Source organism: Acinetobacter sp. NIPH 298 (genome assembly GCF_000369505.1).
Lineage (GTDB): Bacteria > Pseudomonadota > Gammaproteobacteria > Pseudomonadales > Moraxellaceae > Acinetobacter.
The window spans coordinates 1,934,766-1,952,866 of the sequence record NZ_KB850055.1; the positions used below are offsets into that span (position 1 = coordinate 1,934,766).

Sequence of the window (18,101 nt, forward strand, 5' to 3'; positions counted from 1 at the left end):
TATGTTGGTTATGCTTGTTCACATAAAATGAAAGTGCTTCTCAATTGAGTTTCAAAGTAGCAGCATCCCCATAGCCCCCAACCAATATCCTTAAAGATAACACCTTAGTTGAAGTCAATAAAATGCCTTCACTTGAATTTGAATGCGCGACTATTGCTTATAATTTTTACATATAGGAGCTTACTTTGATTTGGCTAGCATGTATAAGTATGGTATTGAAAATGTAGATATATTTGAATAAATAAGATTCTTAGTATTATTCATTTTTTGTGAATAAAAACCTATTTAAACTTATTACTGTGACAGCGTCTTCGTGGTTCTCTAACAAAAACTCATCGTTCCTGACATTTCATTAAAGAACCACTTCATCAAAAGATTTTTAACACTTAAAGTATACTAAAACGTTACCCGCGAATACTGACGATAGGCTGGTGTCCAGAAATTATCGTCAATTACGGTTTTAAGCAGATCGTTACTCATTGGCATCGCTAAGCCATCTGCCATTGCTGCTTTTGCCACCTTAAATGCGATAAACTTAGAAACCTGTTGAATATCATTGATATTTGGCAATAAGTCCGCTGTTGCATTTTTCAATCGTGGTGAACAATCGGCTAAAGCGGTGCTTGCCGCCATCAGCATTGAATCACTGATATGTGTCGCGCCACAAGCAATCACACCCAAGCCAATCCCCGGAAAAATATAAGAGTTATTACACTGCGCAATCGGATACGCTTTGCCTTGGAAAAATACAGGGGCAAAAGGACTGCCAGTCGCGACAATCGCCGCACCTTGTGTCCATTCGATAATATCTTTTGGCTGTGCTTCGACTTGAGAAGTTGGATTCGACAACGGTAAAACAATCGGATGTTTATAATATTTGGCTAAGCTTTTAATCACTTCTTCACTAAACAATCCTGCCTGCCCTGACACGCCAATCAAAATACTCGGTTTGGAGTTTTGCACCACATCTAACAAGGCAATGTTTTTACCCTGTCCTTCCCATGACTGAATTGTAGCAACTGGCGTTGCCAATTTTTGTTGGAAGTCCAACAGGTTTTCTTGTTGATCGGTCATTAAACCAAAGCGATCTACCATAAAGATACGTGAACGTGCCTCATGGTCACTCAAGCCTTCATCAATCATCTGTCTCACGATATGTTCAGCGATACCACAACCAGCCGAACCTGCACCAACAAAGGTAATGGTTTGATCTTTGAGTTGTTTGCCTTGCGCACGTGATGCCGCGATCAAAGTCGCAACAGTGACCGCTGCCGTGCCTTGGATATCATCATTAAAACAGCAAATTTTGTCGCGGTATTGAGTCAGTAAAGGCATAGCATTATGTTGAGCAAAATCCTCAAACTGGATCAATACATCAGGCCAACGCTGGCGAATAGCGGTAATAATCTGCTCAACAAATTGATAGTATTGTTCACCTGTTATCCGAGGCTGTTTCAAGCCCATATAGATCGGGTCATTGAGTAACTGTTGATTATTGGTCCCAACATCAATGGTAATTGGCAATGTATACGCAGGACTAATCCCACCACAAGCGGTATATAAAGAGAGTTTCCCAATTGGAATCCCCATGCCACCGATGCCTTGATCGCCTAGACCGAGGATGCGCTCGCCATCTGTAATCACGATCACTTTGACGTTTTTCTTATTAACGTTGTGAATGATTTGGTCGATATATTCACGCTCACCATAAGAAATAAAGATACCGCGATGACGACGATAAATATCTGAGAAACGCTGACAAGCCTCTCCCACCGTTGGGGTATAAATAATCGGTAGCATTTCATCTAAATGCTGACTCAATAAACTATAGAATAGGGTTTCATTGGTGTCTTGAATATTTCGCAAATAAATATGCTTATTCATGTCACTCCCAAAAGAAAGATATTGCTGATAAGAACGTTGGGTTTGTTCTTCAATATTTTCGATATTGTTGGGTATGAGACCATGAAGATTAAATCTTTCTCGTTCTTCTTCAGAAAAAGCAGATCCTTTATTTAACAAAGGTAATTCTAAAAGTGCGTTTCCAGCATAAGGGATATATAAAGGTTTTTTGGTTTTAATTTGGTTCACTGTCATACCGCGCTCTTCAACCTATCCGTCAAATATAAAAATTTCTTCGCTCAAGTTCAGAAAAACTGAACTTTGGCATAGTCAATAATTTACACCAATAGCGACCTAAAACTGTATTTATCTGGTTATATGTAAAGCCATATGATATTTAGAATCTAAATGGTTGCTTAGCAAAGATCGTTTGTATCGCTTGATAAAATTGTTATCTACGGAATATAGCATCGTGCTTTGATCGAAAAAGAATACAAAAGCAAACACGGCAGGCAAAATATGGTACTGAAGTCATCATTAGCCTTGTGGAAAGCTTGAATTGACCCGAATAAATAGATACAGATTAAAAGAGAAACTCAGGTCTCTTTTAATCTGTTTTTCAATACGAAACTGCTTTAACTTTGCTCAGAAAGGAGCTTCGTTTCCCAACGATTGGCACGTCTGAATGTTCCTAGATCATTAAATCTCACGCCCATATCACGCATGACTTTGTGCGCAACAGGAGCCGTCATTTGTCGAAGATAAAACGGTTCTTTAACCACAAAGTGATGAATCGCATGTGTCGAACCAAAATTAAAACAAAATAACTGGAATGGCATCATCCACCATGGCTTGAGGACTTGAGTTTGCTGAATCACATTGCCCAACTCGACATCGCCGTAGTAATGCATATTACTGGTCACAAAATGTAAGCAGAAAGTACGTAATACATTCGGTGCAATCCAAACAACCGTTAAGATATTTACTACATGCATCACTTGTAACGTAGTAGCCGACCATAAAATTGAAGTATCTGCCAACATTGCGACCAAGTTAACTGCATGGTAGCCCAAAAACACATACCAAAGAGACCAGTGAATGATACCTAATGGGAAATAGGCTTTGAAACTACGCTTCAAAATCATTTTGCGTACCGTCCAGTTATTCGCAGAAATGACTCGGAATAACACGGCTAGCCCATTATCACCTGTCGCAAAGAAACGGCGGATCCCCCAGACATCGCCATTACCTAAAGCTCTTTCTTCAATATCATGTTCAGTACCAGACATTTTATGATGATTAAAATGCAACTCTCGGCGCGCCCATGGATTAATCGTGCTTGGACGAGCCAACCACACCAATCCCATCATCAAATGATGTGCCCACGGTTTTTTACGGAAATACATCCAGTGAATCAAATCATGTTCTAATTCATGGGTTAAAGAAGCAAAAAAAGCAATCAGTGGAATCGTCCACCAGACAGAGAGTTGGTGTACGATATAAAAGTAAGCCGTCACGCCCATACCCGCTAAAGCAAAAGCCAAAATCAGGGCACCTATAGTATTTTGATGCTTCAAAATAGAATATTTTTTTCTTAATGCAACACCTTCTGCGTTTACTACTTTTTTAATATATTCCGTCTTTTCTGCATCTGTCCAACCAGATGAGTCTTGGTAAGTGTAACTCATAAAATTTTCCTTGGTTCTTCCAATACCCCTACTGTATTTGTATCGCTTTGAATATACTTAACTCAAAATGCCAAACTATTGGCTGTTGACGCCAACTTATTGTTATTCACAAAAATAAGCAGAAAATCTTGGAGTAAAACCTTTTATACTTGTCATCGGAATCTGATTTATACGTTATAGGATATAACATGTCACAGACAGCAACAGCACTGACCAGTTGGGTGAAAGCAATTCAAAAAGCCCTTGAAAAAGCAGGCTGTGATAGTCAAGAGTTATTGAAGCAAGCAGGCTTGGACATTCAAGTTTTGAATGATCCCAATGCCAGATATTCACTAGAGCAGACTGCACATTTATGGCGTTTATCTGTTGAAGCTACGCAGGACTCCTGTTTTGGACTTAAAGTTGCCAGTCAGGTCAATCACCATACCTTTCATGTTCTTGGGAACTCACTGAATACCAGTGTGACACTCAAAGAAATGTTTGGACGAATCATTCGTTATTTTCGTTTAGTGACCAATATTCCTGAACTCGAATTTTTTAGCAAAGGCAGCAACCACTATTTCTTAATCCATGTGCCTGAACAAGTCCAACCAGAAGCAATCGACGCTTTTATTTCTGTATTTATTCGGGCTTCTCGGGCGTTACAAGGCTCTGATTTCTCGCCATTACGCATCGAACTGCGTCGCTCCGAACCCGCAGACCTCGAGACTTATCAAAGTATTCTAAAAACACCTATCGTTTTTAATGCGCCAAAGGACATGATGGTGTTTGATACAGCCAGCATCGAACAGCCCTTAGACGGTGCAAACCCTGAGCTGACGCAAGAATATGATGAAATCATCATGCGTTATCTCGCTCGCTTTGATAAAGAAAATATACTTGCCCGAGTGAAGCTAAAACTCATTGAACGCTTATCTACTGGGGAAATACACCAACAAGAGATTGCCAAAAGTCTAGGCTTGAGCATTCGTAGTTTGCAACGGAAACTGTCTGAGGAAAAAACAACTTTTAGCGAGTTATTGGATAACACAAGGCAAGAGTTGGCCATGTCGTATATCAAGAACATTGCTTATAGTATTACTGAAATTGCTTATATTCTCGGGTTTACTGATGTGAGTAGTTTCTCTCGCGCTTTTCGACGTTGGACCAATTTCTCGCCAGTAAAATATCGTGATAATAATATTTCCAATCCATTGTCCAATCACTAAAAATAAAATAGATAAAAAAACGGATACATCTGATTGGATGTATCCGTTTTTAAATGAATCAATTATTGCTTATTTAATAATTCCAACATTGAAACGGTGATCACTTTCACCCCTACAGGTAGTGCTTTTAAGTCCACCACATAGTCTGAACTATGCGGTACATAAGGCATAGGCTTACCCTGTTTAATTGCATTTGCAAATACGACTGGATCTGCTACACCGACGAACATGAAATTAAATGGAACGTCGGTGTGCTCACCTAATAAATGATGCACATCTTCCGATCCCATAAATGCGGGGTATTCTGTTAATACTTTTTTATCCCCTAACAATGCCTTCAAGGGTGCATTTAAGCGTGTTGAAAACGCTTTATGGTTGACTACGGGCGTGGTTGAACCTTTCATTGTAATCTGAGGAAGTTGCTCTTTTGACATGCCTTGCGTTTGAGCCACACCATCACTCACGGCATGGATATGGTTCACCATCGTGTCGCGGACTTTTGCATCAAACCAGCGCAGATTCATCTTTACCAACGCAGAGGACGGTACCACATTATTGGCACTACCAGCTTGAACTGAACCCACAGATAAGGTTGCAGGTTTCTGTGCATCAATAAAATTACCTGTAATACCTTGATATTGCGTGATGGCATTGGCTGCCATATTAATTGGGTTTTTAGTCAAATGAGGAGTAGAACCATGTCCCGGCACTCCTTTAAATAAAACATCAATTTGGTCTGTCCCTGCCATTCTTGGACCTGGCGCATTGATGACAACCCCTACTGGCGCAGGCACAGTATGAACAGCAAAGAAATAGTCTGGTTTAGGCAGGTTATATTTGCTCCACAACCCCTCTGTGACCATTGCTTTAGCCCCAGTGACTTCCTCTTCAGCAGGTTGTGCAACCAAGATAATCGTACCGCGCCACTCTTTTTTCAGCGCCACCAAGGTACGTGCCATACCTAACATCCATGTGACATGGGCATCATGACCACACATATGTGCCACAGGCGTTTCTGTTCCATCCTTCAATTTGACGCGAACTTTACTGGCATATGGCAAACCTGTCGCTTCCTCTACCGTATTGGCATCCATATCAGCACGATACATGATAGTTGGACCCTCTCCATTTTTGAGAACGCCCACTACACCCGTCTGTGCAATACCTGTTTTAACATCAAAGCCCAGTGATTTAAGCTCTTTGGCCACAATCGCTGCTGTACGCGTTTCCATAAAAGCCAATTCAGGATGTTGATGAATATCTTTATAGACTTTACTGAGCCAATCTGTTTGTCCATCAATCATTGAAATAGCTTTGACAGAAACAGCAGGTAAACTGTGTGGTACATTCTCTGTACTTTGGGCGTTCACCACGCCGCTTAAGGCAAGTGCGGAAAACCCAACCAATTGACATAAATTTTTGGCTATACGCTTCATGAAATTATTCCTTTATTACATATACCGTTAAACTCGATTCACAACGTTGTTGACGCTTTGTTGTAACTCTCTCTTTTCTAGTTTATTCAACAACATACCAAATAAAGCGGCCATGATATACATGAATATTGAGTAAATTGCGGCAGGCATCGCAGCCATTGAACTCGCCATCACAGTAAGTGCAATTGTTAATGCTAATGTCCCGTTGTGAATACCGATTTCAAAGGCACAAGCCTTGGCTTGAAAGCGGTTAATACCAAATAAACGCGGTACAAAATAACCCACTGCTAAACTACAAATACAGAAAACAAAGGTTGCACCACCGACTTGTCCGATATAAGTCATCAGCTTTTGATAATCTTTAGCGATCGCTAAGGTGACAATAAACAGTAAAAATACGATTGCAAAAATACGCACAGGTTTATGCAGTTTCTCTGAGAAGTTTGGCGCAAGATGACGGATAAACATCCCAACAATTACAGGCACCAAGATCAATGCAAACACTTGAACAATCTTGGAAAATTGTAAACCGACCTCTTGAGAACTGGTCATAAAATGTTGCAATGAAAAGTTCACAATCAACGGCAATGTAAAGGCAGCAATGATTGAATTTACCGCAGTCAACGTCACATTGAGTGCCACATCACCTTTAAATAAATAGCTATACAAGTTTGCGGTAGGGCCACCAGGTGATGCCGCAAGCAACATAAGCCCCACAGAAATCATCGGTGGTAAAACAAATATTTTACAGATCATAAATGCGATACCCACCAAAACAATCAATTGGCAGAATAAAGCAATAAATACAGCCTTCGGGTGCTGACGAACGCGTTTAAAATCATTCGGTGTAAGTTCTAACCCAAGACCAACCATCACAACGGCAAGTGCCATCGGCAAAAATACGGTAATTAATACTGAATCCATGAGCGAAATTCCATTCGTTAAAATAATAGTTAAGGTATTTTATTTAAAATTTATAGCCAATCTTGAGGCCATACCCAATCGAATGATTGTCCTTAAATTCTGAAACATAGTAATCACTGCCCGCCTGTGCACCGAGCTGACCTTTGGCATCTCCTAACCAAAAGTACTTCATACCACCAGAAATAAAATACTGTGGGGTTGGGCTGTATTGCGCACCCAGCCCGATGTTGTAATATCCCTTAGACGGCCCACCTGTTGAAACTTTCTCTCCAGCCCCAGAGTCCCACCCTACGGAAGCTGAACCAAACAATTTCGGAGACAAGCGCTGTCCAATACCGAGATTTCCAGACCATTGATCTTCAAAGTAATGCACTAGACCAAAACCTTCAGGGCTACTTGGGGTTGCCAACACACCAATCGCTTTAGAAATCTCTCCAAAACGATAAGGTTGGTACTTAAAACCACTCCAATGTACCCAACGGACATTACCAAATAACAAAGTTCCCGGGCGCAAACCTGTTTGGAAATCAAAATTGACTGAATCTGGGGATCTAAACTTGGTTGTGCCTGAGTTTTTAGTTTCAGGCAAATCATCAAAAGCTTCATTCAATTGTGCTTTTTTCTCTTGCGTCATCATTCCCATCGAGATCAAATGATCTAAATGTTGATCAACAAAATCCCGTCCTTGGGTTGTATTTAACATATCAATGATGGGAGCATTCTCAGTTGCATTGACTTTATGAACAATCGCAGAACGATAGGTTAAAGAGGTTTTGATGGCTTTTTCTGGAATTTGATAGGCGAAACCAGCAAGCCAGCCCCAATCGCCAATGATATCGGTATGCGCGTCATAACCGTTATAAAGGCTATATACATCGCCCCTTAACTCAACACGACTTTTAAAAGTTTGATAAGTTGGGCCAGCATAAAAATTCCAGTTCTTATTCGGTTGATAACCAAAGATCAGACTTAAATTTTGCATATTAAATCTGGCATTAGAGTTACCCGTTGGAATCTTGCCACCCGTTGCTTCAGCAAGTTTTGTAGTAGTCATGCCCGGTATCACATTATCATTCGCTGACGCAACAAAACTATTTTTCCCTGAATATGCAGTATCAGAACCAAAGGGCTGGTCATACAGTAAACCAAAGGAAAATTCTGGGGAAAGCTGTAATTTTAATGCAGTAGATGGTCGATAATCCGTATTTGCAATATCAGACATTGAAGCACGAGCTTTGTTTAAACCAGCTTCCTGACCTTGCAGTGATGCATCCGATATCGTTAAGCCAGCCTCATAATAATTGCCCGGTTGAAGAAATGGGGCAATCGATTGTCCTGTTCTATCAAAAGCTGCGGCATGAAGTGAGCCTGAACACAGTAAAGCGATGGCGGTCGCCAGTGCTTTCTTTTTCGTCATATGATTCATTGATCCGTCCTGGACTTTTCTTTTCATCTGTTACTTTATTTATATTTATATTTATGCGCTTAACTCCAAACGCCAAATACTTGTCTGCTGATGCCAATCTCCTTTTCAATCCATCAACATATAACAGACATCAAGATCGAGCGAAATAAACAGAAGATAAATAACAAAATTACATAGCAACAGACTGAAAAAAGCCAACCACGCATCTGCTGCTTTGGTTGGCTTAGAATGAATTTGAATTATTTATTTTTATAAAAAAGATAGTAGCTCGCATAACACGCCATAATAAATAAGATACAGCAAATAAAACCCACTTGCATTGAAGGGTCAGTCACCATACTGATACACGTGATGGTACAAAATACGCCGCCTAAAATTGGCGTCAATGGGAATAAAGGAGCTGCAAACTTGAGATCTTTTACTGTATGACCTGATTTGATCCATTGGCGACGGAAATTAAACTGGCTAATACAAACCGTAATCCACACCACCACCATGGTAAATGCGGCGACACCCAACAGATTCTTAAAAATCGTTTCAGGCGCGAAATGTTCTGATAATAGTCCCGGAATTGCGCCAAACATCGTCACCACGATCGCAACAATCGGAGTTCCTGAAGCAGTCAAGGTAGAAAATACTTTCGGTAACTGTTTTTTGATTGAAAGTGACCACATCATTCGAGAGGCTGCAAACAACCCTGAGTTGGCCGCTGAAAGTAATGCAGTAATGATCACAAAACGAATAATATCTTCTGCGTATGGAATCCCAATATAATTAAACACCGTCACGAATGGGCTATTGCTGATGCCACTTGAATTGAGCCCTGCCATTTCATAAGGAAGTAATGCGCAAATCACCACGATGGTACCCACAAAGAAAATCAGTAAGCGCCAAATGGCGGCATTAATTGCTTTAGGTACGGTTTTAGATGGGTTTTCTGCTTCACCCGCTGCAACCCCGATCAATTCGGTGCCAGAAAAGGCGAAGTTCACAATCAGCATGGTCGCAAAAATTGGAAAGATCCCTTGTGGAAACCAGCCGTGCTCAGTGAGTTTGCTAAATAGTGGTGCTGATTCATGTCCTTGATAAGGGATGAATCCAAAAATAGTGACTAAACCCAAACCGATAAAACAGATAATCGCCAGCACTTTGACTAGCGACAACCAAAACTCAGATTCAGCAAAAAGCCGTGTTGAACTAATGTTCAGCGTAAAGACTAAACCCGCAAATAAAAGCGTCCATGTCCACATCGAAACCGAAGGAAACCACTCCTGCATCAATAATGCAGCCGCAGTAAACTCTGTGCCGAGTGTCGCGGTCCATGTCAACCAATACAACCACGTCACCATGTAACCTGTACCGGGTCCTATATAGGTTCTCGCGTATTCACCAAAAGAACCTGAAACAGGCATATGTACCGCTAACTCACCTAGGCATAGCATAACCATGTATGCAATCACCCCACCAAGTAAGTAAGCTAAAATAGCGCCTACCGGACCTGCCTGAGAAATAACATCTCCCGAACCCAAAAATAATCCTGTACCAATCGCACCACCCAATGAAAGCATGACCAAATGACGCTTGGTCATGGCACGTTTTAAGGGTTGACCGACCACTATTTCTGATGAAGAAATATTTGATGGATTGGATGTGTCTTGCTGGGGCACATACTGCCCCTCCAAAACATCTCCCGATAGAAATGTCTTTTCATTATTGTTACTCATACACGATCACTCCAACGATATTCTTATGACAACCTGTCCTTGCTGTTTCAATTTCTTACACTTATATCCAACGGATATTTTCTTTCTGCTTTTTTGTTACTGATCGTGCATTTTTAAACTCCATGTATGCTTATTCCTTAACAACATCTAAGCGATGTCTAAGCGTTCAATCCTATTCAATTTCTTTTAAAATTAGCCCTGCTCTCAATCCAATTTTCACATTTGGATTTGGAAATAAAATCCACACTTGTTGGTCATGAATCACCGTATTTCCAGCGTGTTGAGTTGCAATCAATTCGCCTTTCTCAAAACGAGAAAAATTTGGCGCATCTGCATTTAACTTGAGTTGGAAGTCTTCACTTTGCTTTAAAATCGAATCCACCACTTTAAATTGGCGGATGCTTGGCTTCTGCCGCACAGGCAATGCCTGACCTGACAGCACTGCACGTAATACCTGATCAATAGCAGCAAATTCTGATAACTCATTTTGACCGAAGGGTTTTGCCTTGCCTAACTCCAAAGTGCTACTGGCTGCCTGAAAAGTTTCAGCGGTGAAGTGAGTAAAGGTTTTACCTGCTGCATTGTGATAGACCAAGGCATCAAGGTCAGCAGCATTGAGACTTTGAATCAAGAAATCATCGTAAGCTTGAACTTGATAGGGAAATAAAGCGAAAACTGGCAATAAAGAACTACGAATTGCAGTATGCAAATCATAGTGATAACGCGCAGCATCTGGGTGACTTTGAGCAAAAAACTGCGCCGTCATCTGCTCAAGTTGTGCTGCTCGATACGTTTCTCGATCTGGTGTGAGATGCTGATAAGCCCCACAAAACATCCGATTCATATCATTTTCAAGATAACGAACACCTTGGCGAATCGCTTCAGGATTGCCCAATACAAACAGCACCCGAGCCCCTAAAGTGAGGCGTTGGGTAAATAGGTCTTTGATGATGTTTGCGAGCAACTCGATCGGTGCAGTTTCATTGCCATGAATCCCAGCAGACAACACCATAGTCTTGCTATAGCTTGATTTTGGTGTGCATTGCAAAAGCCCTTCAGCAAGCCACTGCCATGTAAAGTCTGCTGTCTCACCCTGAGTTTGCTCAGGTGTTTGTTGTTCTAAGGTCAGTGTCAATAAATCAAGCATGTACCTTTATCCTTAAAAGTCATTCCACAGACGATTTTCACATCCTATCTTTGAAAGTGATAAACCGAACCTAATGCTAATATTTTGGTTAACTCATCTAGCGCGGTACGGCTCTCGATCAATAAACTTGGGTCTGCTAAATCATCCTGAGTCAACTCATCACGATAATGCTGATCAACCCACTGATTCAGAGTTTTAAACAAAGCATCATTCATAAATAAATTCGGATTCACGGCAGCAAGCTCAGCTTCATTGACCGCGACACGCAATCTTAAACACGCAGGTCCACCGCCGTTGCGCATACTTTCACGCAAATCAAAAACTTTCAGATCATCAATCGGCGTCCCCATCTGAATCATGTCATTCAAATAGCTCCACACTGCTTTGTTCTGGCGCGACTCTTCTGGCACAACGATACTCATTCCACCATCTGCACGCGTCAAAATTTGACTATTGAACAAGTAAGTCGCGACAGCATCCTCAACCGTGACACGATTTTCGGGTACTTCAATCGAAATGAACGCTTGCTCAATCCCTGCCATTTTTTGACGAATTGCATTCAATGCTTCGGCTTGATTTAAAAAAGCCTGTTCATGATGAAATAGCACCTGTTGATTACTCACGGCAATGACATCGTTATGAAACACGCCTTTATCAATCACCTCAGGATTTTGCTGAATGAATACCGTGCGTTTTGCATCTAGACGATGTAAACGCGCGATTGCTTCACTAGCTTCACGAGTTTGACGAGCAGGGAATTTTTGTGGTGCAACCACACCGCCGAATTGTTGCTGCCCATACACAAAAACTTGCACACCCTTTTGGTCATACCCACCCCCCAAACGGTTATGGTTGGCTGCACCCTCATCACCAAACAAAGCCGCTTCTGGCAATGCTTCATGATGCGTGAAATATACATCATTATTGAACATCGCTTGAAGGATACGTGTGGTCGTATGATGCTCAATTGATCGATGGAACTTATTATTTAAATTAGCGGCGGTAAAATGTACACGTCCATCAGCACTATCCGCAGATGGAGAAACCGTACACGCATTTGCAGTCCACATCGATGATGCAGAACTTAAGGATGACAATAACGCAGGTGCAGTGCGCATCGCCTGTGTAATCACCTCAATATCGCTACCAGTAAAACCGAGACGGCGTAAGGTGGGTACATGGGGACGTTCTTGTGGCGCAAAAACACCCTGCTTAAGCCCTAAATCTGCAAGGGCTTTCATTTTCATCAAGCCTTGCTTGGCGGCTAATTTAGGGTTTGAGGCATTATTACGGTTTTTGGTCGATGCGACATTACCAAAGGATAAGCCTGCATAGTGGTGAGTTGGCCCAACTAAACCATCAAAATTGATTTCATAACCTGACATTTTTTTCTCCATATCGTCACGGCACGATTTAACTTAGAGCACAATGCCCGGTGATAATTTTGAAGGAAGTGTGACGCTGTCACTTTCCATTGATGCCATTGGCCACGCGCTATAATCAGCGGCATAGAATGCACTGGCACGATGGTTTCCAGATGCACCAACACCACCAAAAGGTGCTGCACTTGATGCGCCGGTTAGTGGTTTATTCCAGTTCACGATACCTGCACGTGCTTCAATCAATACACGCTCAAATAAGTGACGTTGTGGTGAGACCAAACCTACAGCCAAACCAAAACGAGTGTTATTGGCAATGTTTAAAGCCTCATCAAAATCGTGATAACGATAGATGGTAGTGAGCGGACCAAAGTATTCATCATCAGGAATGTCAGCGACATCGCTGACCTCTAAAATACCTGCAGTCAGTAATGAGTTATCGGCTTGTGGACGTGTCATTTCCAAGAGTGGTTTTGCACCTAGAGCCATCAATTTGCTTTGCGCTGCTAACATTTGTTCAGCGGCATGAGCAGAAATCACACCGCCCATGAACGGTTGCGGTTCAGCATTCCATGCACCCACCACCAAGTTTTTCGCCACTTCGACAAAACGCTGAATAAAGGCATCACCATTGGCACCTTGCTTGACGATGATACGTCTAGCACAAGTACAGCGTTGACCCGCGGAGACAAATGCAGACTGAATCGCTAAATTTACCACTGCATCAATATCACTTGCTTCATCAATAATGAGGGCATTATTGCCCCCCATTTCCAAAGCAAGGATTTTCTCAGGTGTACCCGCCATTTGTTTATGTAGGTGATAGCCAGTGTTAGCACTGCCTGTAAACAGCAAACCGTCAATTTGCTCAGCATCAGCCAATGCCTCACCTGTGCTGCGCCCGCCTTGTACAACATTAAGTACACCTTTTGGTAGACCCGCCTGTTGCCATAATTTTGCGGTTTCTTCTGCGGTCCAAGGTGTAAGTTCACTCGGCTTAAACACCACTGTATTCCCAGCAATCAACGCAGGAACGATATGACCATTTGGCAAGTGTCCCGGGAAGTTATATGGACCAAATACTGCCAACACCCCATGTGGACGATGGCGCAATGAAGCAATACCATCAGGCATTTCTGTTTCGCTAAAACCAGTCCGTTGATGATAGGCGCGAATTGAAATCGCCACTTTGCCAATCATCGCTTGAACTTCAGTTAAGGTTTCCCAGAGTGGTTTACTGGTTTCTTGACTAATCACTTCTGCCAATTGTTTTTTATTTTGCTCAAGTAAAGCTGCAAAACGTTCAACAATCGCAATACGTTGTTCTAATGCCAAACGTGCCCATGCTGGAAATGCTTGGCGTGCGGCATCACATGCTTGCTCAACATCCGCAGCGCTGGCTTCGTGCCCTGCCCAGATTTTTTGATTGGTAACAGGATCTGTTTTGCTCAAAGTGCTACCGTGTCCTTGTACCCAAGCGCCATCAATGAGTAATGCACCTTGTGTCATTTTTGATTCTCCATATTTTCTAATGCTAAAACGCGCACTTGATCTTGTTGTTGCACATTGAGTGCCTGCGCCTGTGTTGCAGTCATCAGCAAAGTATCGTCTTCGGATATATGGTTGTTGATGAGCAAAACGCGGTAATCGGTATATTGGTCATTTGCGACCAAGTAATAAATCTCTGCCGTCTCTATCTGTTCGGAAATTTTGACCGTCAATACACGGCTATGTTTGACGGCACGTAGATCAGCAATATTGGCTTCTAGCGTTGGACCTGCATCAAAAATATCGACATAACCTTGATATTTAAGCCCTTCAGACATCAATACTTTTGCAGCAGGAAGCGTATGTGGATGCATTTCAGCAATCACTGTTTGCGCCTCTTGTGGAAGTAAATCGACATAGACAGGGAATCGTGGCATCAACTCAGCAATGAAAACCTTTTGCCCAATACCGCTTAAATAATCCGCAGTAGCAAAATCCATATTAAAAAAGTGATAGCCCAATGCATTCCAAAATGGTGAATAGCCATTTTGATCTGAAAAGCCACGCATCTCGGCAATCAATCTTTCTTCAAAATACGACCGAAACGCCGCAATAAATAGAAAACGAACCTTAGATAAAAATTTGCCGTTTTGATTTTTACGATAGTCAGGATCAAGGAACAGGGTACAAAGCTCACTGCAACCCGTATGATCATTACTTAAAAATAAAGTCTCTAAAGTTTTATACACATTTAAAGTTTTAGAGGCATGTACCTGTTTAGCAACACGAAAATTATAGAAAGGTTCATTTAAACCTACTGCAACTTCAATCGCACTGACACCTACAATTTTGTGAATGCTGGTGTCTTCAAGCACAAACAAATAGCTCGCATCGCCCTTTGGAGATATGCCCTCTAAAGTATGCGTGGTACGGGTAATTCGCTCAGCCAAAATTTCTTTATTTTGTGGCAAGGAAGTCAAGCCAATGCCTGACTCCCCAGCTCGTTGCGCCAAACGATAAATATCATCTAAGTCCCGATGCGCTGCATGTCTAACAATCATCATGGTTAGATGCTCACTAAAGATTTAGAGGCGTGCTAAAGCACGAGCAAAACGATTTAGACCTTCATCAATATCTTCTTTTGGAATAATCAGTGAAGGGGTAAAACGCACCACGTCAGCACCTGCAACCAAAGCTAAAAGACCTTCCTCACCCGCTAAAGTGACGATATTTTTGGCTTTGCCAGCATATTCATCTTTGAGTACACAACCAATCAGTAAGCCCTGCCCACGAATTTCTTTGAACAAATCAAATTCAGCATTGATTTTATTTAAAGCATCGACAAAGTACTGATGACGCTGTTTGACCCCATCTAAAACCTCAGGTGTGTTGATAAATCCAAATACCGCTGCGGCCACCGCAGAGGCCAATGGATTGCCACCATAAGTTGTGCCGTGATCACCCACCGCAAACATGTTGGCGTATTTATTCGTGGTGATCATGGCACCTATAGGGAAACCACCACCGAGTGCTTTTGCTGTGGTCAAAATATCTGGTGTAACACCTGTATTCATATAAGCGTAGAGCGAACCTGTACGACCGACACCTGTTTGTACTTCATCAAAAATCAGCACTGCGCCTTTTTCATCACACAGCGCACGTAAACCTTTTAAGAACTCAAGATCAGCAGGAACAACACCACCCTCACCTTGGATCGGTTCAACAATCACCGCGCAAGTATCTTCAGTGATCACCGCTTTTGCAGCCTCTAAGTCATTGAACGCGGTATGTTCAATACCTTCAGGCAGTGGCGCAAAATCTTGAGAATATTTCGGTTGACCACCAGCAGTCACGGTAAACAAAGTACGACCATGAAAGGCATTTTTGAATGCAACGATATGATTCTTTTTCGGGTTGCCGCTTAATAGACCGACTTTACGCGCCAGTTTTAACGCAGCTTCATTGGCTTCTGCACCAGAGTTACAGAAAAATACTTTGTCGGCAAAAGTACTATCGACCAATTGTTTTGCAAGACCCAATACAGGCTCATTGGTATAACCATTACCAATATGCCAAAGCTTTTGCGCTTGTTCTGTCAGCGCATTGACCGCAACTGGATGGGCATGACCTAGCGCATTGACTGCAATTCCGCCTGCAAAATCAATATATTCTTTTTCATTTTGATCCCACAGCCGAGAGCCTTCACCACGCACTAAAATGAAATTTGCTGGCGCAAAAACGGGAACCATCCAATCATTAAAATTGCTACGTGTAATCGCGACATTGCTCATTTTATTTACTCACTTCCTGTTTGATCGTTGGGCTGTTTAAACATCAATCTATTTCAATATTTCACAGCCCAGTTTTAAACTGATATACAAATTTATCCAGGGAAAATACCGCGTTCTTTACGCGCTTTTAAAATACGTTCACACGCCAAGATATACGCCGCAGTACGCAGACTACATGCTTTATGTTGAGCGATTTCCCAAACATCCGCCGTTGCTTGAATCATTAATTTATCGAGGCGTTCATTGATTTCATCTTCTGTCCAGAAGTAACTCGCCATGTCTTGAACCCATTCGAAATAACTGACGGTCACACCACCAGCGTTACAAATTACATCTGGGACAACAATGATATTTCGATCAATAAAGACATCATCTGCCTCTGGATAAGTTGGACCATTTGCGCCTTCAAGTACGATTTTGGCCTTTAACTTTTGCGCACGTTCAACGGTAATCTGACCTTCTAATGCCGCAGGAATCAGAATGTCCATATCGACATCCCAAAATGCTTCATCTGCAATCACTGTGGCATCGGCATAACCCATCACGCCACCCTGTTCTGTAACATGGTTTTGCAATGCTTTTACGTTTAAACCTTCAGCATTAAAAATAGTGCCTGTATGGTCTTGTACACAAACCACTTTTGCACCTGCATGACTAAACAAATATGCGGCTTCGTTACCTACATTACCAAAACCCTGAACCGCAACTTTACTGCCTTCGACAACCAGATTTATTTTTTTGGCGACTTCTAAGCCAGTAACGAATACTCCACGACCTGTTGCACGAACACGCCCCAACGAACCACCTAAATGTACAGGTTTACCTGTTACTACGCCGGTTACAGTATGACCTTTGATACTTGAGTAGGTATCCATCATCCAACCCATAATATCGGCATTTGTACCCACATCCGGTGCAGGAATATCAATTTGAGGGCCGATAATTGGGCTGATTTCGCTGGTAAAACGACGGGTTAAACGCTCTAATTCACGTGGTGAAAGTTCTTTAGGATTGACACGGATACCACCTTTGGCACCACCAAATGGCAGATTGAGTACGGCAGTTTTGATGGTCATCCAAGCAGATAATGCCATGACTTCATTCAATTCAACATCATGATGATAGCGGATACCGCCTTTACCCGGACCACGCGACAAGTTGTGCTGTACGCGGTATCCTTCAAAATGACGAATACTTCCATCATCCATCACAATTGGAACATCCACGATTAAGGTACGTTTTGGGCGTTTTAGCGTATTCACAAAATTGCTGAGGTCCGCATCTAAATAAGGTGTCACTCGATCAATTTGAGTGAGATAAGTTTGCCAAGCACCGCTATTTTGATCCGTATATGATAAAGACATCATCTGTTCCTTAATTAATCAATTATCCCTGTTATCTACAGATTCCCTTTTTATTCAGGGTCTCCTTTTCACCCCATCCTCCCTGATCCACATTCAGCTTCATAAAATTGAGTGAAATGTTTGGGGCTTCGTATAATCATTATTATTAAGAATCAAAATGATTCATAAAATTTGTTTTTATGAC

At 41.9% G+C, this 18,101-nt stretch carries 13 protein-coding genes; 1 reads left to right on the plus strand and 12 read right to left on the minus strand.

What is annotated here, in order from left to right; all coding sequences use genetic code 11:
- Positions 1 to 396: 396 nt before the first annotated feature.
- Positions 397 to 2,097, minus strand: coding sequence for an NAD-dependent malic enzyme (locus F903_RS13925; protein WP_005197944.1), 1,701 nt, complete (start codon positions 2,095 to 2,097; stop codon positions 397 to 399).
- A 380-nt stretch (positions 2,098 to 2,477) separates the two neighbouring features.
- Positions 2,478 to 3,530 carry a fatty acid desaturase gene (locus F903_RS13930; protein WP_005197945.1) on the minus strand — a complete coding sequence of 351 codons (1,053 nt, stop codon included), beginning with the start codon at positions 3,528 to 3,530 and terminating at the stop codon, positions 2,478 to 2,480.
- A 188-nt stretch (positions 3,531 to 3,718) separates the two neighbouring features.
- Here F903_RS13930 and F903_RS13935 point away from each other — a divergent pair, with 188 nt between their 5' ends.
- Complete coding sequence (locus tag F903_RS13935; RefSeq protein ID WP_005197946.1) at positions 3,719 to 4,738, plus strand: AraC family transcriptional regulator; 1,020 nt, start codon at positions 3,719 to 3,721, stop codon at positions 4,736 to 4,738.
- A 62-nt stretch (positions 4,739 to 4,800) separates the two neighbouring features.
- Here F903_RS13935 and F903_RS13940 read toward each other — a convergent pair whose 3' ends face one another.
- The 10 genes from F903_RS13940 to F903_RS13985 form a co-directional block, all read right to left on the minus strand.
- The gene (locus tag F903_RS13940; protein WP_005197947.1) at positions 4,801 to 6,174 is read right to left on the minus strand and encodes an amidohydrolase; all 1,374 of its coding nucleotides are present in this window, start codon (positions 6,172 to 6,174) and stop codon (positions 4,801 to 4,803) included.
- Between the two features lie 27 nt (positions 6,175 to 6,201).
- Positions 6,202 to 7,098 carry a bile acid:sodium symporter family protein gene (locus tag F903_RS13945; RefSeq protein ID WP_005197948.1) on the minus strand — a complete coding sequence of 299 codons (897 nt, stop codon included), beginning with the start codon at positions 7,096 to 7,098 and terminating at the stop codon, positions 6,202 to 6,204.
- Between the two features lie 43 nt (positions 7,099 to 7,141).
- Positions 7,142 to 8,524 carry a hypothetical protein gene (locus tag F903_RS13950; RefSeq protein ID WP_005197949.1) on the minus strand — a complete coding sequence of 461 codons (1,383 nt, stop codon included), beginning with the start codon at positions 8,522 to 8,524 and terminating at the stop codon, positions 7,142 to 7,144.
- 239 nt (positions 8,525 to 8,763) lie between these two features.
- Complete coding sequence (locus F903_RS13955) at positions 8,764 to 10,248, minus strand: amino acid permease (RefSeq protein WP_005197950.1); 1,485 nt, start codon at positions 10,246 to 10,248, stop codon at positions 8,764 to 8,766.
- Between the two features lie 172 nt (positions 10,249 to 10,420).
- A complete protein-coding gene (gene astE, locus F903_RS13960; RefSeq protein WP_005197951.1) occupies positions 10,421 to 11,395 on the minus strand; it encodes a succinylglutamate desuccinylase in 975 nt (324 codons plus the stop codon).
- A gap of 44 nt (positions 11,396 to 11,439) precedes the next feature.
- Positions 11,440 to 12,780, minus strand: coding sequence for an N-succinylarginine dihydrolase (gene astB, locus F903_RS13965; RefSeq protein WP_005197952.1), 1,341 nt, complete (start codon positions 12,778 to 12,780; stop codon positions 11,440 to 11,442).
- Positions 12,781 to 12,813: 33 nt separating this feature from the next.
- Positions 12,814 to 14,283 carry a succinylglutamate-semialdehyde dehydrogenase gene (astD, locus tag F903_RS13970; protein WP_005197954.1) on the minus strand — a complete coding sequence of 490 codons (1,470 nt, stop codon included), beginning with the start codon at positions 14,281 to 14,283 and terminating at the stop codon, positions 12,814 to 12,816.
- Positions 14,280 to 15,326, minus strand: coding sequence for an arginine N-succinyltransferase (astA, locus tag F903_RS13975; RefSeq protein ID WP_005197955.1), 1,047 nt, complete (start codon positions 15,324 to 15,326; stop codon positions 14,280 to 14,282). Before astA ends, astD begins: the two co-directional genes overlap by 4 nt.
- Positions 15,327 to 15,347: 21 nt before the next feature.
- Complete coding sequence (locus F903_RS13980) at positions 15,348 to 16,553, minus strand: aspartate aminotransferase family protein (RefSeq protein WP_005197956.1); 1,206 nt, start codon at positions 16,551 to 16,553, stop codon at positions 15,348 to 15,350.
- Between the two features lie 92 nt (positions 16,554 to 16,645).
- Complete coding sequence (locus F903_RS13985) at positions 16,646 to 17,920, minus strand: Glu/Leu/Phe/Val family dehydrogenase (RefSeq protein ID WP_171065245.1); 1,275 nt, start codon at positions 17,918 to 17,920, stop codon at positions 16,646 to 16,648.
- Between the last annotated feature and the right edge of the window lie 181 nt (positions 17,921 to 18,101).

What these genes read in the sequence shown, in the direction of transcription:
- astD (WP_005197954.1), bottom strand. Translation starts at nt 14,283, where the DNA reads ATGACACAAGGTGCATTACTCATTGATGGCGCTTGGGTACAAGGACAC.
- astA (WP_005197955.1), bottom strand. Translation starts at nt 15,326, where the DNA reads ATGATGATTGTTAGACATGCAGCGCATCGGGACTTAGATGATATTTAT.
- F903_RS13935 (WP_005197946.1), top strand. Translation starts at nt 3,719, where the DNA reads ATGTCACAGACAGCAACAGCACTGACCAGTTGGGTGAAAGCAATTCAA.
- F903_RS13930 (WP_005197945.1), bottom strand. Translation starts at nt 3,530, where the DNA reads ATGAGTTACACTTACCAAGACTCATCTGGTTGGACAGATGCAGAAAAG.
- F903_RS13950 (WP_005197949.1), bottom strand. Translation starts at nt 8,524, where the DNA reads ATGAATCATATGACGAAAAAGAAAGCACTGGCGACCGCCATCGCTTTA.
- F903_RS13980 (WP_005197956.1), bottom strand. Translation starts at nt 16,553, where the DNA reads ATGAGCAATGTCGCGATTACACGTAGCAATTTTAATGATTGGATGGTT.
- F903_RS13985 (WP_171065245.1), bottom strand. Translation starts at nt 17,920, where the DNA reads ATGATGTCTTTATCATATACGGATCAAAATAGCGGTGCTTGGCAAACT.
- F903_RS13940 (WP_005197947.1), bottom strand. Translation starts at nt 6,174, where the DNA reads ATGAAGCGTATAGCCAAAAATTTATGTCAATTGGTTGGGTTTTCCGCA.
- F903_RS13955 (WP_005197950.1), bottom strand. Translation starts at nt 10,248, where the DNA reads ATGAGTAACAATAATGAAAAGACATTTCTATCGGGAGATGTTTTGGAG.
- F903_RS13925 (WP_005197944.1), bottom strand. Translation starts at nt 2,097, where the DNA reads ATGACAGTGAACCAAATTAAAACCAAAAAACCTTTATATATCCCTTAT.
- F903_RS13945 (WP_005197948.1), bottom strand. Translation starts at nt 7,098, where the DNA reads ATGGATTCAGTATTAATTACCGTATTTTTGCCGATGGCACTTGCCGTT.
- astE (WP_005197951.1), bottom strand. Translation starts at nt 11,395, where the DNA reads ATGCTTGATTTATTGACACTGACCTTAGAACAACAAACACCTGAGCAA.
- astB (WP_005197952.1), bottom strand. Translation starts at nt 12,780, where the DNA reads ATGTCAGGTTATGAAATCAATTTTGATGGTTTAGTTGGGCCAACTCAC.